Annotated in this window: 20 protein-coding genes and 1 tRNA gene; 7 read left to right on the top strand and 14 right to left on the bottom strand. The window is 62.3% G+C overall.

Annotation, left to right across the window (positions count from 1 at the left end):
* Positions 1 to 353: 353 nt before the first annotated feature.
* Positions 354 to 1,304, bottom strand: a complete 951-nt coding sequence (locus tag AXK12_RS04390; RefSeq protein WP_068711840.1) for a 50S ribosomal protein L11 methyltransferase — start codon at positions 1,302 to 1,304, stop codon at positions 354 to 356.
* A 171-nt stretch (positions 1,305 to 1,475) separates the two neighbouring features.
* Between AXK12_RS04390 and AXK12_RS04385 the strand changes: the two genes are divergently transcribed.
* Entirely contained in the window at positions 1,476 to 1,937 is a 462-nt protein-coding gene (locus AXK12_RS04385; RefSeq protein ID WP_068711838.1) for a YiiD C-terminal domain-containing protein, read from the top strand.
* Between the two features lie 31 nt (positions 1,938 to 1,968).
* Here AXK12_RS04385 and AXK12_RS04380 read toward each other — a convergent pair whose 3' ends face one another.
* The 6 genes from AXK12_RS04380 to AXK12_RS04355 all read right to left on the bottom strand — a co-directional run bounded on the left by AXK12_RS04380 (position 1,969) and on the right by AXK12_RS04355 (position 12,148).
* Positions 1,969 to 3,147, bottom strand: a complete 1,179-nt coding sequence (locus AXK12_RS04380; RefSeq protein WP_068711836.1) for a lipid-A-disaccharide synthase — start codon at positions 3,145 to 3,147, stop codon at positions 1,969 to 1,971.
* Between the two features lie 4 nt (positions 3,148 to 3,151).
* Positions 3,152 to 4,150 carry a Gfo/Idh/MocA family protein gene (locus tag AXK12_RS04375; RefSeq protein ID WP_068711834.1) on the bottom strand — a complete coding sequence of 333 codons (999 nt, stop codon included), beginning with the start codon at positions 4,148 to 4,150 and terminating at the stop codon, positions 3,152 to 3,154.
* 121 nt (positions 4,151 to 4,271) lie between these two features.
* Complete coding sequence (locus tag AXK12_RS04370) at positions 4,272 to 5,639, bottom strand: NAD-dependent succinate-semialdehyde dehydrogenase (RefSeq protein ID WP_068711847.1); 1,368 nt, start codon at positions 5,637 to 5,639, stop codon at positions 4,272 to 4,274.
* Between the two features lie 28 nt (positions 5,640 to 5,667).
* Entirely contained in the window at positions 5,668 to 6,531 is an 864-nt protein-coding gene (locus tag AXK12_RS04365; protein ID WP_068711832.1) for a prepilin peptidase, read from the bottom strand.
* 16 nt (positions 6,532 to 6,547) lie between these two features.
* Positions 6,548 to 9,958, bottom strand: a complete 3,411-nt coding sequence (locus tag AXK12_RS04360; protein ID WP_068711830.1) for an autotransporter outer membrane beta-barrel domain-containing protein — start codon at positions 9,956 to 9,958, stop codon at positions 6,548 to 6,550.
* A gap of 291 nt (positions 9,959 to 10,249) precedes the next feature.
* Positions 10,250 to 12,148 (bottom strand): ABC-F family ATP-binding cassette domain-containing protein, encoded by a 1,899-nt coding sequence (locus AXK12_RS04355; protein WP_068711828.1) that lies wholly within the window; start codon positions 12,146 to 12,148, stop codon positions 10,250 to 10,252.
* A 128-nt stretch (positions 12,149 to 12,276) separates the two neighbouring features.
* On the opposite strand from AXK12_RS04355, the gene AXK12_RS04350 reads away from it, so the two are divergent.
* Positions 12,277 to 13,329: a deoxyhypusine synthase family protein gene (locus tag AXK12_RS04350; RefSeq protein ID WP_082782646.1), complete on the top strand. Its 1,053-nt coding sequence runs from the start codon at positions 12,277 to 12,279 to the stop codon at positions 13,327 to 13,329.
* Between the two features lie 410 nt (positions 13,330 to 13,739).
* On the opposite strand, the gene AXK12_RS04345 is transcribed toward AXK12_RS04350, so the two are convergent.
* The 5 genes from AXK12_RS04345 to AXK12_RS04325 form a co-directional block, all read right to left on the bottom strand.
* Complete coding sequence (locus tag AXK12_RS04345) at positions 13,740 to 14,228, bottom strand: arsenate reductase/protein-tyrosine-phosphatase family protein (RefSeq protein WP_068711826.1); 489 nt, start codon at positions 14,226 to 14,228, stop codon at positions 13,740 to 13,742.
* 20 nt (positions 14,229 to 14,248) lie between these two features.
* Positions 14,249 to 14,914 carry a S41 family peptidase gene (locus tag AXK12_RS04340; protein WP_231863539.1) on the bottom strand — a complete coding sequence of 222 codons (666 nt, stop codon included), beginning with the start codon at positions 14,912 to 14,914 and terminating at the stop codon, positions 14,249 to 14,251.
* Between the two features lie 41 nt (positions 14,915 to 14,955).
* Complete coding sequence (purD, locus tag AXK12_RS04335) at positions 14,956 to 16,275, bottom strand: phosphoribosylamine--glycine ligase (RefSeq protein WP_068711822.1); 1,320 nt, start codon at positions 16,273 to 16,275, stop codon at positions 14,956 to 14,958.
* 91 nt (positions 16,276 to 16,366) lie between these two features.
* Positions 16,367 to 16,442, bottom strand: a tRNA-Phe gene (locus AXK12_RS04330).
* Between the two features lie 80 nt (positions 16,443 to 16,522).
* Positions 16,523 to 17,623 carry a mannose-1-phosphate guanylyltransferase gene (locus AXK12_RS04325; protein WP_068711820.1) on the bottom strand — a complete coding sequence of 367 codons (1,101 nt, stop codon included), beginning with the start codon at positions 17,621 to 17,623 and terminating at the stop codon, positions 16,523 to 16,525.
* Between the two features lie 270 nt (positions 17,624 to 17,893).
* Here AXK12_RS04325 and AXK12_RS04320 point away from each other — a divergent pair, with 270 nt between their 5' ends.
* The 4 genes from AXK12_RS04320 to AXK12_RS04305 all read left to right on the top strand — a co-directional run bounded on the left by AXK12_RS04320 (position 17,894) and on the right by AXK12_RS04305 (position 22,760).
* Positions 17,894 to 18,910: a rod shape-determining protein gene (locus AXK12_RS04320; protein ID WP_068711842.1), complete on the top strand. Its 1,017-nt coding sequence runs from the start codon at positions 17,894 to 17,896 to the stop codon at positions 18,908 to 18,910.
* Positions 18,911 to 19,140: 230 nt separating this feature from the next.
* Positions 19,141 to 20,049, top strand: coding sequence for a rod shape-determining protein MreC (gene mreC, locus AXK12_RS04315; protein ID WP_068711818.1), 909 nt, complete (start codon positions 19,141 to 19,143; stop codon positions 20,047 to 20,049).
* Between the two features lie 19 nt (positions 20,050 to 20,068).
* Positions 20,069 to 20,611, top strand: coding sequence for a rod shape-determining protein MreD (gene mreD, locus AXK12_RS04310; RefSeq protein ID WP_068711816.1), 543 nt, complete (start codon positions 20,069 to 20,071; stop codon positions 20,609 to 20,611).
* A 52-nt stretch (positions 20,612 to 20,663) separates the two neighbouring features.
* Entirely contained in the window at positions 20,664 to 22,760 is a 2,097-nt protein-coding gene (locus tag AXK12_RS04305) for a peptidoglycan D,D-transpeptidase FtsI family protein (protein ID WP_068711814.1), read from the top strand.
* A 350-nt stretch (positions 22,761 to 23,110) separates the two neighbouring features.
* Here AXK12_RS04305 and AXK12_RS04300 read toward each other — a convergent pair whose 3' ends face one another.
* Entirely contained in the window at positions 23,111 to 23,950 is an 840-nt protein-coding gene (locus AXK12_RS04300; RefSeq protein WP_068711812.1) for an NAD(P)-dependent oxidoreductase, read from the bottom strand.
* A gap of 100 nt (positions 23,951 to 24,050) precedes the next feature.
* Here AXK12_RS04300 and AXK12_RS04295 point away from each other — a divergent pair, with 100 nt between their 5' ends.
* A complete protein-coding gene (locus AXK12_RS04295; RefSeq protein WP_068711810.1) occupies positions 24,051 to 25,220 on the top strand; it encodes a Gfo/Idh/MocA family protein in 1,170 nt (389 codons plus the stop codon).
* A gap of 92 nt (positions 25,221 to 25,312) precedes the next feature.
* Here AXK12_RS04295 and AXK12_RS08510 read toward each other — a convergent pair.
* Positions 25,313 to 25,735, bottom strand: a 423-nt coding sequence (locus AXK12_RS08510) for a PEP-CTERM sorting domain-containing protein (RefSeq protein ID WP_197456990.1), incomplete at its 5' end; no start/stop codon positions are given.

Raw genomic sequence — 25,735 nt, 5'->3', positions numbered from 1 at the left:
GGCTGTTTTATTTGGCGGCGGGCCTGACGGCGTGCACAGGACGACTTTAGTCGCCGAGCCGTCGTCAAGTGTTGGCGGCCCGCCGTCCATTTACAGAGCTGCTTGGCTGCCGTGCATTCGCACAGCAGCCAAGCAGCTCTGTGAAAAGGAACCCAAACTTGGAGGCGGGAGTTTACTGGTGATTTCCCCCACCTCGCCCAAACGGGTTATCACTCTACTTTCCCCTCCCTGTCGCGTTGCGACAGGGAGGAGTGCTTTCAAATTTGGGATTTCGCTTTCGCGCGATAGCGCGATGCGAAATCCCAAATTGAACGGGTGCAGCGACACGCTGCCGCCCCACGCGCAGTGGAAGCTTAGAGAGGCCGCACGCAGACCACGTCGCACCACTCGCCCAAGACGCGACTTTCTTCGAAATGCCAATCCGCCGCAGCGCGGGCAAAGGCGGTCCGCACCTGTTCGCCCTCGCTCGCCAGTATCCCGCTCAAAACGAGCGTTCCACCCGGGGCGACTGCGGCCACAAGATTTGCCGCAAACTCGATCAGCACGGGCGCGAGGATATTCGCCAACACCAGTTCTGCTTGTCGGCCTGCAAGCCCTGAAACGAGGTCGCCCTCGTAGAAAGTGACCGCGCCCGTAAGCGCATTGAGCGCGGCGTTTTCCTCGCTCACTCGCACCGCCTCGGGGTCGTTGTCGAAACCGACGACCGAGCCGAAGCCCAGCTTCGCCGCCGAGAGGGCCAAAATCCCCGAGCCGCACCCCGCATCGATGACTCGCGTCGCCGCGAGGTCTATGCGCCCCTCTGAAAACGCGACGGCCCTCTCCACGCACAGCCGAGTCGTCTCGTGGTTCCCCGTCCCAAAGGCGAGTCCCGGGTCGAGCCACAAGACCTCGTGCCCATCGGGCGCGATAAACCCTGTGTGATCATCCGCGCTGCGCTGCGCCTCGACGCCGGCCAACGCGCCCGCGCCAGATGCCGAAGCCTGCGGCTTATGCCACACCGGCACCCAGTGCAGACGGCCAAATTGCCACGCCTTGAAGTGTGCACGATAGCCCTCGCGCCACTCCTCCTCGGCGATTTTACGCAACTGCGGCTGCGCTCCGGCGAGTGATGGACACGCGGCGACCAACTCCGCCCAAGCCGCCTGCCCCTCCTGCTCGCTCGGGAAAAGCCCGACAAGCGCCGCAGTGCGCTCGATCACATCTCCGACCAAGTTCCAGCCCAGCAGCCCTGCCTCTTGGATTGCCTCGTCAATGCCCTCAACCGCCTCCGGAGCGACCGCCACCCGTGATTCATATAAAGTCATAAGCCAGCGATCAAAGGCCCCGGCCGACCTACTTCGAGTGTTTTCATCGCAACCAATCGCGGACGGACGCAGCGGCGTGCGACGCTGCGCCAAATAAAAGGGCCGAAGACCCCGTTGACGGGCGGGCAAAGTTCCCCAAGCTCGGCACTCAGCTCCGTTTCCCTACCCGCCATGAAGTCGCTCAAAGTCCCCGCCTTTCAGCTCTTTCTCCACGAGATGATTCCGCTCGCGAAGATGATGGGCGTAGGCGTGGAAGTCAGCGATGACCGCGCGCTCGTCCTCAAGGCCCCCAAGGAGCAAAACGTAAACTCACTCGGCACCGCCTTTGGTGGCAGCCTCGTCTCGCTAGCCACGCTCGCCGGTTATGGAGTCGTCTGGGAGCTGATGAAGGGCAAAAACACCGCCGAGTGGCGCATCGTCGTAAAAGAGAGCCGGGCCGCCTATCGCCGCCCCGTGCTGGGCGACCTACGCGCAATTTGCGAACGCCCCGCCCAAGCAGCCATCAACGAATTTAAGGACGCGCTCACCCGCTATGGAAAGGCGAAGCTCAAGCTCCACGCCCGCGTCGTCGAGGAAGGCCAAACTGCCGTAGACGTCCGCGCCGCTTTCGTCGTCTCCAAAGGCGCCGCGTAGGGGGATCGCTTGCGGCTTCGCTAGGGGCGATTTACCGCAAGCCACGCCTAAGCCAGTCGGCCACGGTTCCGTTCGCGGGTCGATTGAGCAATGCGCGGAGCTGGGCGGCTTGAGCGGCAGTGCTTTCGCGGCGCGCTGGATCGCTTCGGCAGGCGCGTAGCTCGGCAGCCAGTGCCTCCGGTTTTGCCGCAGCTTGGATGTACTCGGGGTACATCGGCTCTTTTAAAAGCAGGTTTGCGATACCGATGTAGTCGAGCCGCACCCACCAACGCGCCAACAGATAAGTCAGCGGATTAGTGCGATACGCGATCGCCCCGGGGATTCCCGCCAAGGCGCAATGCAGCGACATCGTGCCCGAGCTGGTCAAAACGGCACTCGCACGAATCGCCGCGCTGCCCCTCGGGACGCAGCGCACATGCTCGGGTAGCCCGACCGCGCAAATCTCCTCAAGTACGGCCTCACTCGGATACAAGATTGTGGCCTCTGTTTTCGCGCCGAGCTCCGCTTCGTAAGCCGCCAGTCCGCGCAGCAGTACCGGTAAAATCCGCCCAACCGCCTGCCGCCGACTCCCCGGCAGCAGCAAAATCGGCGCCTCGGGATCATACGCGACCGGTGACTCATAGTCTGCCGCCAAAAACGGATGCCCGACGAACTCAACCGGCAGCTCCGTATCGGCGTAACTCTCGACCTCGAAGGGAAAGATAACGGCCAGAGAATCGAGGTCGCGCGCCATCGCGAAACGCCGCTTCGCTTTCCACGCCCAAATTTGCGGCGAGATGTAGTAGAGCAAGCGCACGTCGCCGCCTGCTTTGCACGAAAGCCCGCGCTCGCGCAGCGCAGCGGCCAAGCGCAAGTTCAGCCCCGGGTAGTCCACAAAGCAGATCGCGCGCGGGCGGTACTCGACGACCCAACGCAAAATCTCCTCAAAGAGCAGTTTGAAGAACGAGTAGCTGCGCAGCACTTCGACAAAGCCCACTACAGAGCTCGCTGTCAGATCGTGCAAAAGCTGTGCCCCTGCCTCGGCCAAACGAGGCCCACCCAGTGCGCAAATGTGCAGCTCGGACTGCCGGGCACGCAACGCAGCGACCGCGCGTGCGGCGTGCTCGTCACCCGAGTGCTCGCCCGCAATGACGAGCAGGTCGGGCCGCGCCTCACCGCAGCTCGGCGCAGCTAAGCGAAACGGCAGTCCCTGTTTTTCGGATACGCTCACGGGATTACGCCGCGCTCCGCGCGTTTTGGATTTGCTCGGTAATCGTAATCGCGACTTCGAGCGCACGGGTACCGAGTGCCGCGCCGACCTTCGGCTCTTGGGCGAGACGCACACTTTTGACAAAGTGCGCAAGCTCCAGCGCGAGCGGTTCGCCCTTCTCTATCGGGATCGACTTCACCGGGATCGCGCTGAGGTCGCCCGTTTTCACCAGCCCCAGCTTCATCTTTGCACCGTAGGCGAGCAGGTCGCTCTTTTTGAGCAAATGCCCCTCTTGGTTCATGAAGTCTAGCGAGAGATACGCGTCGGGCTGGAAGAGCCGAATCTCGCGCTGCCGCTTTGTGCTAAGCCGACTCGCGCTCAAATTCGCAACGCAACCGCTCTCGAACTCGATGCGCGCATTCGCGATGTCCTCTTTTTTCGAGAGCACGGTCACGCCCACGCTATCGATCCGCCGCACAGGCGACTTCACGAGCGCGAGCACGATCCCGATATCGTGTATCATCAAGTCCAGGACAACGCCGACCTCGGTGCCGCGCGGCTGATACGGCGCGAGTCGCTCAGCGGTGATGTACTGCGGGGCGCGCACCTGCTTTTCCAAAAATGCCATCACCGGGTTGAAGTGCTCAATGTGCCCGACCTGCACCACGCAGCCGTGAGCTTGTGCGGCAGCAAGCACGCGCTGCGCCTCGTCGAGGCTTGCGCAGAGCGGCTTCTCAATCAGCAAGTGCGTCCCCTGTGCCAAAAGCGGGAGTGCCACCTCGGCATGCCGGTCGGTCGGAACGACGACGGAGACCGCATCGCACGCCGAGCCCAACTCCTCAAGCGTCGCAAACCGGCGGCAGCCATATTTTAGACAAATCTCAGCGGCCCGCGCATCGCTCGTCTCATAAACGCCCACGAGATCGGCATCCGGCAACTCGGCGTAAACCCGCGCGTGGTGTTGGCCGAGGGAGCCGACTCCAGCCACCCCGCAGCGAATCCGTTTGCTCGAAGAAAATAACATAAGCCGCGCAGTGCAGGGGCTCACCCGCCCCAAGGCAACTGCGCAGAGCGGCGAGCGTGCGCAGCACACGTGAGTGGCGAGCCGCGAGCCAGATGCCTCACGTCTGAGGCGGGAGCAGGCCCTAACTGGAAATCCAAACCGTCTTCGTATTCACGAAGGCGCGGATCCCCGGCGGTCCAAGCTCGCGGCCAAACCCGCTCTGCTTAACTCCGCCAAAAGGCAGCGTAGGATCCGAATGCACGGCTTCGTTAATGAAAACCATCCCTGCATCCAGCACTGGCACGAGCTCACGCGCCCGTGCACGGTCGCGCGTAAAAATCGCCGCCCCGAGCCCATAGGGAGTATCGTTGGCCAGTGCGACGGCCTCTTCGTCACTCTGCGCCTCGATCACCACGGCGACCGGCCCGAAGAGCTCTTCGTCGAAGGCGGGCATCCCTTTGCGTACCTCCGCCAAGACACTCGGCGCATAAAAAAAGCCGGGGCCAGGGATTGGCTCAGCGCCTAGCAAACACTTCGCGCCGAGTGCCACGCTACGCGTAACTTGGGCGTGAAGCGTATCACGCAAATCATGACGGGCGAGCGGCCCGACCTGCGTTTTCGGGTCGAGCGGGTCTCCCACCCGATAGGCGCTGATCGCCTTCACAAGCTTTCGCTGAAAAGCGGCACGTACCTTCGCATGAACGATGAAGCGCTTCGCGCTGGTGCAGCTTTGCCCACAATTAATCAACCGTGCGTGCGCGCCAATCTCAGCGGCCCGGTCGAGGTCGGCATCATCGAGCACGAGATAGGGGTCGCTGCCGCCAAGCTCCAACACGCAGGGCTTGAGCGCGGCCCCGGCCTGCGCGGCGACCGCTCGCCCCGCCGCGGTGCTCCCCGTAAGTGTCACCCCCGCGACGCGCGAGTCAGCGATGAGCGCGGCAAGCGATTGCGTGGGCACGAGCAGCGTTTGCAAAAGCCCGTGTGGAAGCCCCGCATCGTGAAAAATCTGCTCAATCGCCAGTGCACAGCCGGAGGTATTGCGCGCGTGTTTGAGCAACACCGTATTGCCCGCCATAATACACGGTGCGGCAGCGCGGAAAACCTGCCAAAGCGGAAAATTCCACGGCATGATTGCGAGGACGGGCCCGAGCGGTTCGTAAACGACACGGGCTTGGCGCGGCGCGCCATGCGGGTGCTCTTCCGCCAAATAGGCTGCACCGTACTTCGCATAGTATTCGCAGACGCGCGCGCACTTCTCGACCTCGGCCCGCGCCTGTGTGATGGGCTTACCCATCTCGGCAGTAATCAGCGCAGCGAGGTCGTCCGCCTGCGTATGCAGGCAGTGGGCCAGTGAGCGCAGCGCCGCACTGCGAGTCTCGGGCGCAGTCTCACGCCACCCGCCAAAAGCCGCCCGCGATTGCCGGAGAGCGGCCTCTATCTGCACCGAGCTGTGCGAACCGTAAATATGGATGCGCTGCCCTGTCGCGGGGTTGATTGATATCAGGGACATGCTCGCAAGCATAGGCCCTAGCACTGGGTTAGCGACAGGTGAAATTACCTAAAAATGAAGTAAGCGTACCCCCGCCGAAAAAGTAAATCGTGGCAGCGGCCGCGAGCATCGGGCCGAATGGGATTTGTCCATTTGGGGCCCGCTTTCCAATCAGCCGCAAAGCCCCCACGAACAAGGTGCCGAGTATCGCACCGCCAAAAATCGCGAAGACCGCCCCTTGCCAGCCGCAGAACGCCCCAATCATCCCGACAAACTTCACGTCGCCAAAGCCCATCGCCTCTTTCTTCATAAAAACCTCCGCCACGAGCGCGATCCAGAGCAAGAGCCCCGAGCCGATAAACAGCCCTGCCGCACTGCTCGCAAACGCACGAAAATGCGCGAGAGGGACAGGCGACTCACTGCCCATCGGCTCACTCAAAAACCCGTGAAGCTCGGGCACGCAAAGTGAGAGGAAGAGTCCGAGCGCTGCGCCGCCAATCGTCAGCCAATCGGGGATGATCCGATGGTCCTGGTCGATAAAACTCGCGACGATCAGCAGGCTCAAAAACGCCACCGCACACAGTGTCTTGAGCGGTGGGAAGCTCAGCCAACAAACGAGAAAAAGCAGCGCAGTCAGTAGCTCGACCGCACAGTAGCGAAACGAGAAACGTGCGTCGCAACAGCGCGCCCGGCCGCGCCTAAAGAGCCAAGCGAGGATTGGCAGCTTATCCCGCCAGAGGATCGGCGCAGCGCAGCCGTCGCAGCGCGAGCCGGGCCGCAGAACCGATTGCCCACGCGGGTTTCGCAAAATGACCACGTTCAGAAAACTCCCCACGCAGGCCCCAAACACGAAAATCGCCACCCACCCAAACCACGGGAAGGCGACAGAGAGCTCGGAAAGGGCAGAAAGCATGGGGCTAGGATTTTTTTCACCACTGCGCGTGGGGCGCAGCCGGAGGCGGTTTTATTTGGCGGCGGGGACGCTTAACATCTTCGCGCTCTTTTGCTTGCTGCCGACTCCGTTTCCGCCACGCGACGAGGCCGATTCCGACTGCACCCAAAATCGCGCCGTAGGTGGCGGGCTCGGGGGCGTTGAAGGGAGTTATCATGAAGTAGTTTGCGTCGTAGCCTTCGGCCAGCACAGGGAAGTCTTGGTAGCCGTCGAAGATGATTTGGGAGAGGAGCTGGGCGCGTTGCGCTTCGTTGCGGCTATTAAGCCACGTTCTACTTATGAGAAAGTAGTCTTCGTACTCATACCAATTACGCATGAAGAGGCGGGCATCCGCGTTGTTAAATTCCAGCTCGTCTATCCACAGGAAGTTGGCCGTGGCGACTTCTCCGCCGCTCCAGTCGATCGTACCGCGATCTGTAATCGTCAGCTTAGTGAGGTGCTGCTTGGTGTTGCCGCTTAGTCGGAGGATGGCCTCATCGGGATTGTAGGACGCGTATTCCGCGCCGGGCCCGTAGGGCGTGCCGTGGAGTGTCACTTCGGGTTTGTTAGCGAGAGGCTCCCAAGTGTTGGCAGGGAGGATCAGGCTGTCTTTTCCTGCGCCGTCGCCGACGACGATGTGACTCGCGTTGATCCGGCCCTGTTGGAGGTCAACCGTGCCTTGGTGGAGGTGGAGCCGCCCCAGATTATGAAGTGCGCTAGTATTGAAGGTGAGGCGGCCGCCACCGGTTTTAACTAGCCGAGGCACGTCGAGCTGAATGCCGCCGCTAAGCGTGAGGTCTGCGCCGTAAACGTGGACGTAAAGCGGGCGGCTAACGGCAGTGTTTACGCGACCGGTGCCGGAGAGGGTGCCGCCAGCGATGGAGAGGAGCCCGCCCGAGTTGAGTGTGAGTGTGAAGTTGCCGAGATTGAGTGCGCCAGTCGTGGCGAGTTTGAGCGAGTTGATGGCGCGTGCTCCGCCCAGCGTTTGAGCGGCGGTCAGTGCGATGTTGTGAGCAGTGCCCCAAGTGCCTTGATCACCGCTTTCGTAGGTCGAGAGCGCGGAGAGTGTCGTGGCCATGCCCGAAGGGATCGGCGTGGCCCAGTCTTTCCCGTTCACAGTGAGCCAAGGAGCGATCGCGGTGCCGCCGCCGTCATTAATTGAGTAATCAGCAGCCCATGAGTTTAGGACAAACTCGGCCAGTGTGCCGAGAGTGAGGTTTGCGGTGGCGAGGAGATTTTTCGTGAGACTGGAGGCGTTTAGTGTAGCGGTCGCGCTGCCCGAGCTTTGCACGTCGATGGCGCTGGCTCCGGCTTCTAAAATAAGGGTACCGACCCTTTCTTCAGAAGGGGCGGCATCAGAGCCCTGATAGCGCAGCGTACTGGCGGTGAGTGTGATTTCCGAGTCGTCGTGGAGCCGGTCGGCTTGGTAGCTGCCTCCGGTTGTCGCGTTGTGTGTACCGAGGTTGTCGAGGACCAAGGCACCACCATTTTTGAGAATGAAGTGGGTCCCGGGGGCAGTAATACGGCCCGCTTGCTGGAGTCGGAGTTCGGCCCCATGAATCCGAATCTCGTCAAGCTTCAGATCGGCGTTATCAACGGCGAGATCGAGGCGGCCATCGCCCTTGAGCGTTAGCGAGCCGCCTGTGCCGGAGAGGGCTTGGGTAAAGCTAACGTCTGCGCGGTTTGCCGCAGCGGCGGGGAGGCCGCGCTCGACGCGAATTGTGCGGTGCCCATCAGTGCCTAGGCCGAGCTGCTTGTCCCAGAGCACGGTGCCATCGGCAGTATAGTGACCAAAGCGGAGCTCGTCCCCCGCTTTCACGAAGTGATTTGTTTCCCAGTCAATTTGCGCCGTAGTGCCATTTAGCCGCACGGCATGATCGCCGCCATAGCCCGCAAACCCGCCGGAGCGACCGACCTCCCATCGGATCTGCTTGGCTCCGGAGCCCATGTCCCGAGTAAAGTCCGATTCGAGCCCCAACACGCCTCCGCCTAGGTAGAGGTTAGATGCGTCGGGGATATGGCCCACCAGCACGCCCTCACTGATGTCTGTTGGCATGCGGTAGGTATTGGTGCCGATGATATCGAGCCGCCCGGGGCCGACTTTGTGAAACCATCCATTGGTTCCTGTAAGTGCACCGGAGATCTCGGCCCGCGCGCCGTAGCTGACTCCCCGCGCGACATAAATGGGGTTGTACCCAAGCAGCTCGATTGAGTTGTTAAGTGTAATCTTTGAGTCGGCGTAGCGCGAGCTGAGGAAAAGCGTGCGGTCGTGGCTGACAAAGCCATGACGCCCCCAATACACGAGCGCGCCCGGTGCATTAAGCGTGACGCTGCGATCTCCCCCAAACGCCGAGAAGCCGCCCGCACCACGCCACTGGATACGCCCTGCCCCTGTGCCGATCTCGAGGGTGAGGCTGTTGACGTTACCACTTAGCTCAAGGATGCCACTGCTGTCGGGATAGAGGAGTTTTGCTCCAGCGAAGCGGATTGCTCCGGCGACGTGTTGTTGCTCCGTGATTCGCAAAACACCTTGGTCAATGGAGATCGTTCTGGCGGGGCTATTGGGGTTGGTGAGCGTAATGAGTCCCGACCCGATTTTGTAGAAAAACCCCGATCCCAGAATGGCTCCCGAAAGGGTGAGCCCGCCCGAATCGCCACGCGCGCCAAAGTAGGTGCTGCCAGCCAGTGTAATATCGCCAGAGAAGAGGTTGTTGCCGCCGTCATGGTAAATCGCGCCGATACCGAGTTTGCCGACTTGGCGAGCCGCACCGAAACCACGGACGGAAAGCGCCCCAGCGGGATTGCTGTAGTCGAGCGATGGGCCGTCACCATGAGAGCGAAAGCCGAGCGTGCCGCCTTGGGTGACCACGGTCGCCCCCGTGCCAAGTGCCCTATCGGCTTTCACGAAAACCAATGTGCGCACGCCCACACTGAGTCCCCCACTCCAACCCGAGTTGTTGGCATTCAGGATGAGATGAGGTGTGGCGTATTGGGACTCGCTGATGCTCGACACCTTACCCGTACCGGAAAGGCTTCCGCTAAAATGGGTCGCGCCGGTTCCAGAAATCCGCAGCTGCTGTGAGCCAAGATTGACCGTTTCGGAGAGACGCAGCCCAGCTTGGGAGTGGTTAACAATCCAGCGGGCACGACCGGAAACCATGTCATCGAGGACGATGCCGTTGTTGATGTTAGTCTCAGAGTGCGCGCCGCCGTTAGAGATAACAGTGATGAGCCGCCCCCCATCTGCGAGCCCAGCACCGAGCGTAAGCGTGCCAGTGCCACCAATCGTATAAAAGATCCCCGCCGCACTATCGAACCACAGCGAGTCCAGCTCGCGGTCGGCATTATTGGTAACGGTGATGAGCGGTTCATCGGGATCGGCCGGCCCACCCGATACGTTGCCAAACAAAACAGCTGCTCCGCTGTCAGGAACTGAAGCAGGCGCCCAGTTCCCCGCAGTGCCCCAATCCCCATCAACTTGCGCAAGCCACTTAATCGCCGTTAACGGGGGAACGAGTTGGGCGGAAGCAAAGCAGGCAGACAGAACAAAGCCGAGTAACGCAGTACCGACTCGGTGGGCTAGGCTCCAGTGGACTTGTCTATCGCGAAACGGCATCAGTGGGGCGGCGATTTCGCGCCAAGAAAATCATAAGCGATAAGGGGCGAGGTACCAACGAGTGCCCCGCCAAATAAAAGGGAGCTAGGGGCTGTTCCCTTCCAGTTCGGCGAGGGCGGTGGCCGCCTTTTCCCACTCGGCGGTAGCCGCTGCGATTTGGTCGACGATTGCGCTGAGCTCGCGGTTAAGGTGCTGCGCCTTGCCGGGTTGTTGGTAAGTCTCGGGGGCTTCGAGCGCAGCGGTGAGTTCCGCTTGCGCGGTCTCGAGCTCGCTCACGCGTTTTTCCAACTCGCCCAAGGCAGCGCGCCTTTTCCGCAGTTCGTTAGGCGTCGCAGACCCATTTTTTTGGCGGGCGGGTGCGAGGTGCGCGGCTGCTTGTTGGCCGCTCGCCGGCGCGGCGGCTTGTGCAGGCCGTCCATCCGTGAAGCCGGCCGTCAACGCGGCGCGGGCATTGGTCGCACGCGATTTTTCTAAATAGTAATCGTAGTTGCCCGCGTAGGACGTGAGTCGCCCGCTGTGGACGTGAAGCACATGTGCATCGAGCTCGCGGATGAAGTGCACGTCGTGGCTGATGAAAATAAAGGTGCCGGTAAAATCGCGCAGCGCGCGGATCAGCGCGTCGATGGAGGCGATATCGAGGTGAGTCGTCGGCTCGTCCATCAAGAGCAGGTTCGGCGGGTCGACGAGGAGCCGCGCGAGCGCGAGCCGCGACTTTTCGCCGCCGGAGAGCACGGAGGCCTTTTTAAACACATCGTCTTTGCGGAAGAGAAAGGCTCCGAGCAGCGCACGCGATTGTTGCTCGGTGAGGCCGTTTTGCGCGGTGCGCAGCTCGAGCATATTTTCCAACACAGTCGCACCGAGGTTTAGGTTTTCACCGCGATTTTGTGCGAAATAGCCCGCCGTCACATTGGAGCCGAGCTCACGCACGCCGCCGCGAATCGGAAGCACCCCGCCAAGGATTTTGAGGAGCGTCGATTTGCCCGCGCCGTTTGGCCCCACAAGGACGAGCTTTTGTCCGCGCTCGGCCTTGAAGTTGAGATCTCGATACACGACGTGTTCGCCATAGGCCTGCTCGACGCCCGCCAGCTCGATCACCTTTAGGCCCGAGCGCGGCGGCTGCGGAAAACGAAAATTAATCCGCCGCAACTCGTCATCCGGCTCCTCAATGGCGACTTCCTTTAGCCGTGCGATTTGCTTTTCGCGGGACTTTGCCCGGCTGGCGAGGCTCGCCTTTGCGCCGAATCGGTCGACGAATTTTTGCAGGTGAGCGATTTCGCGCTGCTGGTTTTTGAAGAGCGCAGTCTGCTGCTCCTTACGCGCGTCGCGCTCGATTAAGAAGTCGTCGTAGTTGCCGTGGTAGCGGTGCAGCGTCTGCCCGCGAAGTTCGAGGATGCCGGTGCACAGCGCGTTGAGGAAGGCGCGGTCGTGAGAGATGATGAGCAGGCCGCCCGGGTAACGCGTGAGGTAGTCCTGAAACCACAGCAGCGCCTCTAGGTCGAGGTGGTTAGTCGGCTCGTCGAGGAGCAAAAGTGCAGGCTCGGCGACGAGTAATCGCGCCATGTGCGCACGCATAATCCAGCCACCGGAAAAGCTGTTCGCGGGCAGCTCCATATCCGCGTCCTTAAAGCCGAGCCCGGCGAGGATTTTTCGGGCGCGCGGCTCCAGCGTCCAATCGATGTCGTAGTCCTCGTCGTCCTCGCCCGTGAGGTCGAGCTTCGCGCCGCCGGTCGCGATTGAGAGGATCGTCTCCTCGCCGACCGGTGCACTCTCTTGCGGCAGGAAGCCAAAGTCCGCGCCGCGCTCCCACTCGATCACGCCGGTATCCGGCTGCTCCTCGCCGAGGATGAGGTTAAAGAGCGTGGTCTTGCCCGCCCCATTGGCCCCGACCAAACCGTAACGGTCGCTGCGCGCGACAAAGAGCGACACCTGCGCGAACAGTTCGCGAGTGCCATAGGATTTGGAAACATCGGCCAGCGTGAGCATAAAAAGGGGGCGACTCCATGCGGCACAGCTTCACGCGTCAACCGCCCCGCGAGCGCGGGGCGCACATTGTTGTTTTACCGCTTTGCCGCTAGACGCACTCGCCGCCCTCTCTCAAGGTGCGCGCCGTTATGACCAAGCCATCGAAGAAACCCCGACTCAGCCCCGAGGCCGAGAACGCTAAACTCGCCGCGCGCAAAGGCCCGATTTCCCAATTTATCGCGCACCACTACCGGCACTTTAACGCGGCCTCACTTGTTGACGCCGCCAAGGGCTACGAAGCGCACCTCAAGGCCGGCGGTAAAATGCTCGTCACGGTCGCCGGTGCCATGTCCACCGCCGAACTCGGCATATCGCTCGCCGAGATGATTCGTGCGGGCAAAGTCCACGCCATCGTCTGCACCGGCGCGAATCTCGAAGAAGATATCTTTAACCTCGTCGCGCACGATTACTACGAACGCGTCCCCGGCTACCGCGACCTCAGCGCAGCCGAAGAAGAAGCCCTCCTCGCGCGGCACATGAACCGCGTGACCGACACCTGCATTCCAGAAATGGAGGCCATGCGCCGGATCGAAAAGCTCATCCTCGCCGAGTGGATGGCCGCCGACCGCGCCGGAGAACGCTTCTTCCCGCACGAGTTTCTCTACAAAATCCTCCGCTCGGGAAAGTTGAAGAAGGCTTACCAAATCGACCCGAAGCACTCTTGGATGCTCGCCGCCTGCGAAGCCGACCTGCCCATCATCGTCCCCGGCTGGGAGGACTCTACGCTCGGTAACATGTATGCGAGCCACGTCATCACCGGCGAAGTGAAAAACGTGCACACCGTGCGCACCGGCATCGAGTACATGACCTGGCTCGCGCAGTGGTATACGAAAACCGCCAAACCGCTCAAAAACGGAGAGGGCTCGATCGGGTTTTTCCAAATCGCGGGCGGCATCGCAGGCGACTTCCCCATCTGCGTCGTCCCCATGCTCCATCAGGACTTGGGACGCACGGGCGTGCCGCTCTGGGGCTACTTCTGCCAAATCAGCGACTCGACGACGAGCTACGGCAGCTACTCGGGAGCCGTGCCCAACGAGAAAATCACTTGGGGCAAACTCGCGGCCTCAACCCCCAAATACATCATCGAAAGCGACGCCACTATCGTCGCCCCGCTGATCTTTAACTGGGTGTTGGGGAACTAGGGTCCTGTTCCCGTTTCAAACGCGAGCCGCGACGGAGGCAGATTTTCCACTCCGCGTGGTGCGCAGCCGCAGGCTGTTTTATTTGGCGGCGGGCTCGTTGGCCCGCCGTCCATTCACAGAGCCGCTTGGTTGCCGTGCATTCGCACAGCAGCCAAGCGGCTCTGTGAAAAGGAACCCAAACTTTGGGACGTGGATTTATCCGTGATTTTCCCCTCCTCGCCCAAACGGGCTATCACTCTACTTTCCCTTTTATTCCTCTCCCTGTCGCAACGCGACAGGGGGAATCCTTTCAAATTTGGGAATTGGTTTCGTCGCGAAGCGACGGGGCCAATTCCCAAATTAAATGGAAGCGGTCACTGACCGCCGCCCCACGCGCAGTGGGAAAGTGCTCCGGCCGAGCTCACTCCCACTTAGCCTGCCAACAGCCCCTTAATGTGGGCGATCACTGAGGGAATCGCCTCTACCAACTCGTCGCGGCACGCCTCATAAAGCGCGCTCGGGCCGCCGTAGGGATCGGCGATTTCTCGGCGATTACCCACCGGCATAAACTCGCGAAACAGCCGCAGCTCGCGCGGCACAGGGCTCGCTTGCAGCCGAATCATCGCACGGTGTGCCTCGGTCATGCATAGGATGAGCAACGCGGAATCGAGCATCGCTTGGGTAAGCGGCTGACTCTTGTGCGCGGCAATATCGATGCCCACTTTCCTCAGCGCGAAGACTGAGTTTTCCGAAACCACATCACCCGATCGCGCCGAAACTCCCGACGAAATAATCGGAATCGAGCACAGCGGCTCAGTCTCCGCAGCGAGCGCGTGACGCAGCAGCCCCTCGCCCATCGGGCTACGACAAATATTGGCGGTGCAGACGACAACGATCGGGCCGGGTGTGGACGAAGACATACAGGGAAAAGGCTAGGAAGTTACGGAAGCTTACGGGTGCTGCTCAAAGCGCGCCACGCGCGGTGCAGATGAATCGCGCGCTGGAGGGCCAAGTCAACCGGTCTCGCCACAGTGGCTTCGGGGGGAGGCTCCGTACTTGCCGCTCTACTGGGGCGATGCGCTGACTCCGGCGCGGCATGCGCAGCGATCACCGCCGCTTCGTCATAACGCCGCTTACGTGCGGCTGCCGCAGCTTCACCAATAAGCCCTCCAATATCCGGATCGCTACTCGCGAGCAGCGCATAGGCGGCACGCTCTTCCTCCGCGTCAATCTCGAGCACGATGTCGGGCACAAAGTCGCCGCCATCCGCCAAGGCTGCGCCAATGAGGAGCGCGGGGTAATTTTGGGCAAACTGCGCCGCTGCCTCGCCCAGTGCCAGCGCGGTCTCCCCATTAACGAGAAAGAAAATCGGAGGCGCTACGGACGATGTCTCGGCACGCTCGCTCAACCACTCGCTAAGCTGCTGAGCTTCTGCTGCGCCCCCGCCCACATAACGCAAATCAAGGACAAGGGCCGGCTGAACTTGATCCTCGCTAGACAGCGCAGAAGGCAACGCGAAGCGCTCCGGCTCCCCCAGCACCCGGATATAACCAAGCCCCTCGCCCAAATCTCGCAGCGCAGTCCCAGTGCTGGGAGACGGCAGCACGAACGCTGCTGCGAGTAAAAAAACTACGCCATAGACTCGCTTCATTTCTGGGCGTTCTCCCGTGCGAGTTGCCGGGCCCCGATATCGCGCCGGTAGTACTTACCCGAAAAATCGATTTGCTCGCAGGCCCCATAGGCTGCCCGCGCCGCATCCGCAAGAGTGGCTGCTGTCGCCGTCACGCCGAGCACGCGCCCACCCGCCGTAACGACTCGGCCCGCGGCATCGTGCGCCGTGCCCGCATGGAAAATCGAAACACTCTCGGCAAGGGCCGCCGCCGCCGGGAAACTAATCGCGTCGCCCTTTCGCGGCGTGTCCGGATAACCTGCCGCCGCCATGACAACGCAAATCGCGTAGTCAGGTTTCACACGCAACGCGTAGCCCGCGAGCGCGCCCTCGCCGCACGCCGCACGCCAGAGCAGCTCGCACAAATCGCTCTCGATTCGCGGCAGCACGACTTGCGTCTCTGGGTCGCCAAAGCGGGCGTTGTACTCGATGACGCTCGGCCCATCCACCGTAAGCATCAGCCCGATAAAAAGCGTGCCGCGAAACTCAATGCCTTCATCCGCAATCGCATCGACCGACGGGCGCACAATCTCGCGCTCGATTCGCGCAAAAACCTCGGGCGTCACCACCTCGGCGGGCGAGTACGTCCCCATGCCGCCGGTGTTGGGCCCTGTATCGCCCTCACCGATACGCTTATGATCCTGCGAGGTCGGCAAAATCACATAGTCGCGGCCCGACACGACCACGAGGATCGAGGTCTCCTCGCCCTCTAGGCAGTCCTCGATTAAAATCTTACTGCTGCTCGCGCCAAACTTGCCCGCAAACATCTCGGACACCGCAGTTGCCGCTTCCGCGTCGGTTTGCGCGACAGTCACGCCCTTCCCGGCGGCGAGCCCATCGGCCTTGATCACAATCGGAGCCGCATGACTCTCTAGGTACTCCAACGCGGCGGCCTCCTCATCAAAAATACCCGCCGCGGCGGTCGGGATTTTGTACTTAAACAAAAGCTCCTTGGTAAAAATCTTCGAGGCCTCGAGACGCGCGCCGCTCTTGCCCGGTCCGTAAGTCGGAATGCCGCACGCGCGCAGTTCGTCCGCCAGCCCGAGCGCCAGCGGCACCTCAGGCCCCACTACGACAAACTCAGCCCGCTCGCGCTGTGCGAGCGCCACGAGCCCGGCGACATCGTCCGCCGCGACCGGAAAACACTCCACTCCATCCGCAGCGATCCCCGCATTACCCGGCGCGCAAATGACGCGCGGCGCAGACGCCGAGGCGCGCAGCCCGCGCACCAGCGCATGCTCACGGCCACCAGAGCCGACAACGAGGACAGAAGAAGGAAGCGAAGGAAAGGTCGTCACGAGAGAAAGCGCCGAAGATGGAGCGCCCCGTCGCATCGCGTCCAGCCCGCAAAGCGAACACAAAAAAAGCCCCGAGATGGGGCAGCGACTCTGGTGGCAAGACCCGGAATCGAACCGGGGACACAAGGATTTTCAGTCCTCTGCTCTACCAACTGAGCTATCTTGCCGTAACCAAAGGAGCGCGGACAAAAGGGCCGCGCCTCGGCCTCGTCAACGCGGAATTCGCACGGACTCGCATACGAGCCCGCTAAAGCAAGTCCGGCGGCACCTTGGGCAAGACCTGTTTAATCTCCTGCACAGAGTCGCGATGCGCCACGAGGATCGCGTCCGCCGTCTCGACGACCACCAAGTCTTGCACGCCACAGAGCGCGACTGTGCGCCCACTGCTGCCGAAAACGATATTACCGCGCGCGCCGTGCAGCGCGACGCCCGCCCCGCTCACGCAGTTGCCCGCCTCATCTTCGCCCAAGTGCGCAGGCAGAGCCGTCCAGCTCCCCACGTCATCCCAGTCGAACTCCGCGACGAGTGTCTCCACCGCGCGCGCCTTTTCCATAATCGCGTAGTCCACCGAAACCCTGGGCTCCAGCGTCGGGAAACGCTCGGCAAGAAACGCCGCGCGCGCCTCCGCTTGTGCCACGCTCGCCCCCTCGCTCAGCGCACTCGATTCGCAGTTCGGGAACTCGCGAATAAACGTCGCGAGCGCGGGCGTGTGCCGCTCGGCCTCCGCGAGAAACGCCCCCACACGCCAAATAAACATCCCCGCATTCCACGCATAGTTACCGCTCGCCACATACTGCGCCGCCGTCGCCGCGTCGGGCTTCTCCACGAAACGCGCCACCCGCCGAAAGCCGCCGCCCAAGCCCTCCGCCATTTCCAAATAACCAAAGCCCGTCGCCGCAGAGCTCGGCTTAATCGCGAAAGTCAGCAACGCATCGCTCGTCGCCGCGCGGGCGAGTGCCCCGCTCAATTGCCGCGCATAAGTCGCACTATCTTTAATGAGCGAATCCGCAGGCAGCAGTGCCATGACCGCCTCAGGATCGCGGCTGCGTACAAGCGCAGTCGCCAACGCCGCCGCCGCCGCCGTATCGCGCTTGGCGGGCTCGGCGATGATTTGCTCCGGCGCGAGGAAAGGGAGGGCCGCGCGCGTCGCCTCCAGTTGCGCCTCGTTGCTCAAAACAAAGATGTGCGCGAGCGGCACCACAGCTTCCAGCCGCCGCACCGCCTCCTCGATCAGCGTACGCTCCGAAAATAGTTTGAGCAGGTGCTTGGGCCGAGCCCGCCGACTCAGCGGCCAAAACCGCTCGCCACTTCCCCCAGCCATGATGCACGCATAAGCCGATTCGTTCATCCGCCGCAGCCTTTGCGCAGCCCCTCACTTGCCAAGCCGAAACCAGCATCCACTCAACACACGCCAATCAAACAGGTGATCGCGTGGGCCACGCGATCCCACCGCCAATAAAAAGGACCGGCGCGCCTTTCGTAACTTCCGCCGCAGCCGAGGTGCTACGCACCATTTACCGCGTTGACACTCCTACGCGCCCCCGATTCCGTCGCCCGCGCATTCGCCCGCGACGCGCGCACCCGCCCCGCCTGCTCCTCCTCCACTCGCGACACTCTCATGGCAGTTAACCTCCTCGGCTACTTTTCCAACGACATCGGCATCGACTTGGGCACTGCCAACACCCTCGTCTACCTAAAGGATCGAGGCGTCGTCCTGCGCGAGCCCTCCGTCGTCGCGCTCGACACGGCCACGCGCAAAGTCCGCGCCGTGGGTGACGAGGCCAAGCGCATGCTCGGGCGCACCCCGGGCAACATCACCGCCATCCGCCCGATGAAAGACGGCGTCATCGCCGACTTCGACGTCACCGAGGCGATGCTGCGCTACTTCATCCGCAAAGTCTCCGGCTCCGCCTTTCGCGCCCCGCCCTGCGTCGTTATCGCCATCCCCTCCGGCATCACCGAAGTCGAGAAACGTGCCGTAAAAGACTCCGCGCTCCACGCCGGCGCGCGCAAAGTCATCACCATCCCCGAGCCCATGGCCGCCGCGATCGGCGTGGGCCTGCCCATCGATGAGCCCGCGGCAAACATGATTGTCGATATTGGCGGCGGCACCACCGAGATCGCCATCATCTCGCTAAACGGCGTCGTGTTCTCCAAGTCCGTCCGTGTCGCAGGCGACGAGCTCGACAGCTCGATCATCAACTACATGAAGCGCGCCTATAACCTGCTCATCGGTGAACGCACTGCCGAAGAGATTAAGATGCGCATCGGCTCCGCCTACCCGCTCGACGAAGAGCTTAAGATGGAGGTCAAAGGCCGCGACTCCGTCGCCGGTCTGCCCAAGACCATCAACATCACCTCTCAAGAAATCCGCGAAGCCTTAAGCGACACCATCGCGACAATCGTCGATGCCGTGCGCATCACCCTCGAGCGCTGCCCGCCCGAACTCTCCGCCGACCTGGTTGACCGCGGCTTCGTCATGGCCGGCGGCGGCGCGCTCATTCGCGGCATCGACCGGCTCCTCAGCGACAAGACCGGCCTGCCCGTAACAATCGCTGAAGACCCGCTCTCCGCCGTGGCAAATGGCACCGGCGACGTCCTCGGCGACCTCACTTGGCTCATGGAGCACATGTGAGGCGGCGGTCAGTGACCGCCACGGCTGCCGCTTTGCGCCTAGCAAAGCAGAAGCCACGGCCACCACGCTCGGGGCCGACCTCGCCGCTGGTGAACTCAGCAAAGACGCCTTCTCCAAATGGCGACAAATCGCTACGCGAGCGCACCCGCCGCGCAAAATGAGAGCGCATAAGCCGCCTTTGTTATGGCGTTGGGAGGCGCGGCACTTAGCGTCCCGCGCGACTTCTCGCTGTGCCGCCCCGTTTTGACCAAGCCCGACCCTTTCTGACGCTCGCCCTCCTGCTGCTCGTCTGGCTCCTCGTGCCCGTCTTCCTCAAATCGTTTTGGCGCGCCTCGTTCTTCGAATTCCAAGCCCCTATCGACGCCACCGCCTCCTACGTGCGCGATTTACAAGAATACTGGACGCTGCGCGCGCACTCGAAGCACGAGCTCATCGAGGCGGGCCGCGACCTTGCCCGCATCAACGCGTCCTACGCGCTGGCCGTGCAGGAAAACGCCACGCTCCGCGCCCAGCTCGACCGCCAGCACGCGCTCCTCCAAATCCCGCCGCCCCCTGAGCACCGGCTCGAACACGCACGCGTCGTCCGGCGCGACTTCTCCGCGTGGTGGCAACGGCTCATCATTCGCAAGGGCCGTAACTACGGAATCCCGACTGGTGCCCCCGTGGTCTTCGCAGGCGGCGTGGTCGGCATCGTCAGCGAAGTCCACGCCTACACCGCCACCGTCGACCTCATCAGCAGCCCAAACGTCCGGCTCGCCGCCGTCATCGAGGGCGATGCCCGCCCCATCAGCTACCAAGGCGGGCTCAATCCCACGCTCGCGCGGCCTCGCGGCGTTATCGAGTTCGTGCCGCTCGACATTGCGCAAACGCACTCGCCCACGGCCAACACGCCAAATCGAAACGGCGCCGCGCCCAGCGCCCCACCCGCCCGCCGACTCCTCACCTCGGGCCTCGGCGGCGTATTCCCCGCCGGACTACAGATTGGGCAAATCACGCAGCTGCGCCCCAATGCCGACGGGCTCTTCCAAAGCGGCGAAGTCACGCTCGACTCGCGCCTAAGCGAGTTGCGCGAAGTCACCATCCTCGTGCCGACCCGCGAGCGCGAACAAACCGCCGAAGCCACCGCACAACACCAGTAGCGCAACACGTTCGTGCCTCATGTTCCGCTCTGCCGCGTTCTTCCTCTTCGCCTCACTCGTGCTGCTCTGGGCTGGGCTCGCGCAACTCAACCATGCCCTTTCGCCGCTGCACCTTCACCTCTTCGGTGGCGGGCTCTATGTCGTCTTCGCCGCACTACGGCTACCCTCGGCGAGCGGGCTCATCCTCAGCTGCCTCGCCGGACTCTGGTGCGACGCGGCAAGCCCCATCCCCTTTGGCACACACCTCGTCCTCTTCGCCCTCGCGCATACGCTCATTCGCAAAAGCCGCTCACACCTCGACACACGCCACACGCCCTCGCTCGTCCTCGTCGCGCTCCTCAGCAACGCCGCACTCTGGATCGCGCTCACGAGCTTCCTCATCACTCGCGCCCCCATTATCGCCCGCTCCGCACCGCGCCTCTTGCTCGATTTGCTATTGTCGGAAGCCCTCATAGCCCTAATCGCCCCGTGGTTTTTCGCCCTACAAAATCGGCTCCTCTTAATCGCCCGCCACGCCACAGGCAGCACCAGGCCCAGCGACACCTTTCACAACCGCCGCTGATCTGCGCCTAACTTCGCATCGACTCCTCACACGCCCGACCACCGTCCCCCCAATGGCCAACCTCGCGCAAAAATCCGGTCATCTCGTCGAGTCCCAAAAAGGCTACGACCCGCGCATCATCGTCTTCTACTTCTTCATCGCCGCGCTCCTGCTCACCCTCGGCAGCGGCATCGCCTACCAACAACTCTTGCGCGGCGACGAACACCACGAGCGCGAACGCGTCCAAAACCAACGCCGCATCCTCATGCCCGGCTCGCGCGGCAACCTCTACGACCGCGAAGGCCGCCTCATCGTCGGCAACCGCGCCCGCTTCTCCGTAGTCCTCTACCTCGACGAGCTGCGCCCCGAGTTTCGCCGCGAGTACATCCGCATTCGCAAAAACTACCGCGAAACCGGCGACCACGATCTGCCTACCCGCGCCCAGCTGGAGCAAATCGCCCGCGTCTCCGTCGTCCAACGCTACCTCGACCACGTCAACTCGCTGCTCGGGCGCTCCGAGCAAGTCGATAGCCAGCGGCTCGCCCGTCACTTCCGCGCCGAGCTCCTCCTCCCCTTCACGCTCCTCGACGACCTCGCGCCGCAAGACTACGCCCGCCTCCTCGAGAGCCTCCCCGTCTCCTCTCCCCTCCAAGTCTACACCACCAGCACCCGCTACTATCCCTTTGGCGAGAGCGCCGCGCACACGCTCGGCTACGTCGGCGTGAATCCCGACATCGAAGCCGAAGGCTGGCTCGGCGACGACCTGCGCACCTTTAAGCTCAAGGGCACCATCGGCCGCGAGGGCCTCGAAAAAACCTTCGACGAAGCCCTCCAAGGCGAAGCCGGCGGCAGCATCTTCCGCGTCGACCCCAGCGGCTACCGCATCAACCCGCCGCTGCAAAACAAGCCGCCCTCCCAAGGGGAAAACATCATCACCTCGCTCGACATGGATCTGCAGCGCGCCGCCGAAGACCAGCTCCGCGCCTTCGACACCCCCGGCGCGGCAGTCGCCCTCGATGTCGCCACCGGCGAAGTCCTCGTCCTCGCCAGCGTCCCCGACTACGACCCCAGCCTCTTCTCCCCGCGCCTCTCCTACGCCGACAGTCAAGACATCGAGCGGCGCAAAGCCTGGGCCAACCACGCCATCGCCAGTGCCTACCCGCCCGGCTCCACCTTTAAAATCCTCACCAGCATCGCCGCCCTGCGCTCCGGTGCAGTCGCCCACGACGAGGTAATCGCCGATTGCCAAGGCGTCCTCGTCAAACACGGTCGCCGCTTCCTCTGCTACAACGGACGCGGCCGTCACGGCGAAGCCCTCATGCCCGAAGCGATCGCCAAAAGCTGCGACATCTACTTCTACGAAGCCGGCTGGCGCACCACCGCCGAGCGCGTCGCCGCCGAAGCCCGCCGCTTCCACCTAGACCGCCCCACCGGCATCGAGCTGCCCAACGAAACCCGCCGCATGCTCATCCCTGACGACGCCTGGAAACGCGCCCACATCGGCCAAGGCTGGTTCCCCGGCGACACTGCCAATATGGCTATCGGCCAAGGCTACGTCCTCTCCACCCCGCTCTCGATGGCCGCCTTCACCGCCTCCATCGCCCGCGATGAAGTCTTTACCCAGCCGACTCTCGTTCACCGCGAGAATGCCCCCCGTCAACGCCACGAGCCGATCGGCCTCACCCCCGCGCAGCGGCGCGCCCTCATCGAGGGCATGGTCGGCTGCACCACCACCGGCACCGCCAAAGTCCTCACCACCCTGCCCGCACTACGCGTGCCCGACGTCGCCATCGCAGGAAAAACCGGCACTGCCCAAATCCCCGGCCGCAAAAACGTCGCTTGGTTCATCTGCTTCGCCCCCGCACAAAACCCCACCATCGCAATCGCCGTCGCCATCGAGGGCGACACCGCAGGCGAAGAGTTTGGCGGAGGCCGCTACGCCGCGCCCGTCGCCAGCCGCATCCTCCAAGAATATTTTAGGAAAAACCCGCCGCCCCCCGGCTCCGACCAAATCGAACTCAACGCCCCCGCCGACACCGAGCTCGTCGCACACACCCACACACACGACCACCCACAAGACCACGACCACGCGCACGCCGAGCCCGCACACGCCGCCGTGCCGCTCACACTCCCCAACGGCCAGCCAATCGAGTGGTGCCGCGTGAATTGAGGCTGCCTCCTCTGAGCATCCACTGCGCGTGGGGCGGCGGTCAGTGACCGCTTCCATTTAATTTGGGATTTCTCATCGCGCTATCGCGCGAAAGCGAAATCTCAAATTTGAAAGCACTCTCCCCTGTCGCGTTGCGACAGGGAGGGGGAAGTAGAGTGATAACCCGTTTGGACGAGGTGGGAAAAATCACCAGTAAACTCCCGCCTCCAAGTTTGGGTCCCTTTCTACCGAAGGCTTGGTTGCCGTGCGTATGCACGGCAACCAAGCCTTCGGTAAATGGGTGCAGCGACACGCTGCCGCCCCACGCGTAGTGGGAAAGTGACTCACGCGCAGTGGAAAAAAGCGTAGGCTCACGCGAGTAGCTTTAGCAACGCGCAGATGTCTTCCTCTCCGTAACCCTGCGCGTCGGCGGCCGCCAGCCGACCCAGCACGGCGGCGCGAACCGCGAAGGGATCGCTCGAGCCCTCACTCGCGGTCAGTCCGCTTAGCCGGATGTCCTTGAGCATGTGCTTCACCGAAAACTGCGGCGCGTAATCCTCGGCCCTCAGCTTCGGCTCCTTAAGCTTGGTGACGCCCGAGTAGGCGACATTGGGCCGTAGTGCGTTAAAGAAAACCTCGTCCGCCACGCCAGCTCGACGCACCAGTGTCAGTGCCTCGCAAAGCGCCTGCATCTGCGCGGCGATATTGAGGTTCATCGCCAGTTTCAACGCGCAAGCCTGTTGATGGTCGCCGACGTGTAAGCGCAAACTCGATACAGTGCCGAGCAGCGCATCGAGCTCTGCGACGAGCCCCGCCTCCCCGCCCAGATAATAAACCGTCTGCCGTGCCTCCGCGGCCGGTTTGCTCCCCGTAAACGGAGCCTCCAAGTAGCGTGCGCCCGTCGCCACGACTTGCGCGCGAAACCGCTCGCTACTCTGCGGGTCGATCGTGCTCGACTGCACCAGCACCTTACCCGGCCCCAGCTCCGGCACGACTCGCGCCAACACCGCCTCCACCGCAGCCGGATCCGCCACGACGATCTGCACCACATCCACCGCACGCGCGACCGCCTCAGGCGAGCCCAGCGGCAGCGGCGCCTCCGCCCTCGGCGTGCGATTCCAGGTCCCGCCCAGCACACCCGCCGCCGCGTAGTGCCCTGCCCACACCCGCCCAATAATCCCGAGCCCGATAACACCAATTTTCTTATCCATAAGTAATCGCCATGCTTGTCGCCCCTTGAGCCCGAGTCAAAGTCCGTGCCCGAAAAACGGTCCTCGACCGAACAACAAAACCCCATCCCCCCAAATAGAAATGTCCCAAGCAAAGAAATCGGTAAAAGTCGGCCTCATCGGCTGCGGAAACCGCGGCACCACCGTCGTTAAGCACCTCCTCGAAGGCGCAGGCAGCGATCAAATCGAGCTCGCCGCCCTCTACGACCCGCGCGCCGGAGCCACCGCCGCGCTCAACACCAAACTCGGCACGGCCGCCGTAGCCCAGCCCAGCCTCGACGCCCTCCTCGCCGACAGCGGCATAGACTGGGTAATCATCGCCTCGCCCAACTGCCACCATGTCGAACAAGCCAGTGCCGCACTCCGCGCGGGCAAACACGTCTTCTGCGAAAAACCGCTAGCCACCACCTTCGAGGACTGCCTGCGACTCCGCGAAGCCCGCCTCGCCGCCCCTGATCGCCACTTCTTCTTTGGCCTAGTCCTGCGCTACACGCCCCTCTACCAAAAAGCCAAAGAACTCCTCGCGAGCGGCATCCTCGGCAAGCTCATCTCCTTCGAATTTAACGAAACGCTCTCCTTCACGCACGGCGGCTACATCCACGGCAACTGGCGCCGTTACCGCGACCAAGCCGGGACGCACCTTTTAGAAAAATGCTGCCATGACATCGACCTCGTTAACTGGCTAATCGACAGCCTGCCCGTCCGCGCCGCCAGCTTCGGCGGGAAGGACGTCTTCGCCCCTAAAAACCGCCACCTCGCCGAGGCGATCGGCCCCGACGAAAACGGCCGCCCCGCCTACCGCGGCTGGCCCGACCCCGAAGGCATCGACCCCTTCTCCGAGGGCGCGACCATCGTCGATAACCAAGTCGCCATCCTCGAATACGCCAACGGCGCACGCGCCACCTTCCACACCAATTGCAACTGCGCTCTCCCCGAGCGCCGGATGTATCTCGTCGGCACCGAAGGCACGCTCCTGCTCAACGCCATCACCAACACAATCACCCACCGCAAAAACGGCCACAAAACCGAGCCTGAAACCTTCGCACTCACTGCGGGCGACATGCACCTAGGCGGCGACGCCTTCATGGCCTCGCACCTACGCGCGACGATGCTCGAAAGCAAAGCCCCGCTCGCCGGCATCGACGACGGCTACACCTCAGCCATCTCGGCCTTCGGCATCGACCAAGCGATGGACTCCGGCCAAGTCGTCGACATGCGCGGCATGTGGACCCGCGCCGGCGTACACGTATAAACCAAAAAAACTTTATTCGGCGCGCGACCACCGAGCCGCGCGCCGATAAACTCACTCTTCGAATTGGCCGCTCCGCTAATGGAGCGGCTTTTTTAGGCTGGCTTCAAACGACTCTTGCGCCGACGCCAAAACCCCACCCCCAACACACAGGCTGAAACAATCGCCCCGTAAGTCGAAGGCTCGGGAGTCCAATTCACGGCAAGGTTAGGTTTAAGCCCCCAGTACCCATCGCCTTGGTATGCACGCTCAAATATATAGTATTCCCCATTAGATAAGAATCTAAATCTCTCTAAAATAGAGTCATCCTCCGCAAAACGTTTACTCAACATAACACTACCTGGAACGATATATTCACCACTAAATGATAAAGTCGCTCCCGGTTTAAAATCCAAATCGGCTATATATACAGTCGCCTGCCAATCCATAGTTATCATTGCAGACGCATGTAATGATAAGTAACTTACGTACACACGATCTGAAATCCCAATTTTAAATTTTTTATTTCTTTCATCGAA

Origin of the sequence: Cephaloticoccus capnophilus (genome assembly GCF_001580045.1) — a bacterium.
GTDB classification, from domain to species: Bacteria; Verrucomicrobiota; Verrucomicrobiia; order Opitutales; family Opitutaceae; genus Cephaloticoccus; species Cephaloticoccus capnophilus.
This window is presented reverse-complemented; position numbering and strand designations above follow the sequence as displayed.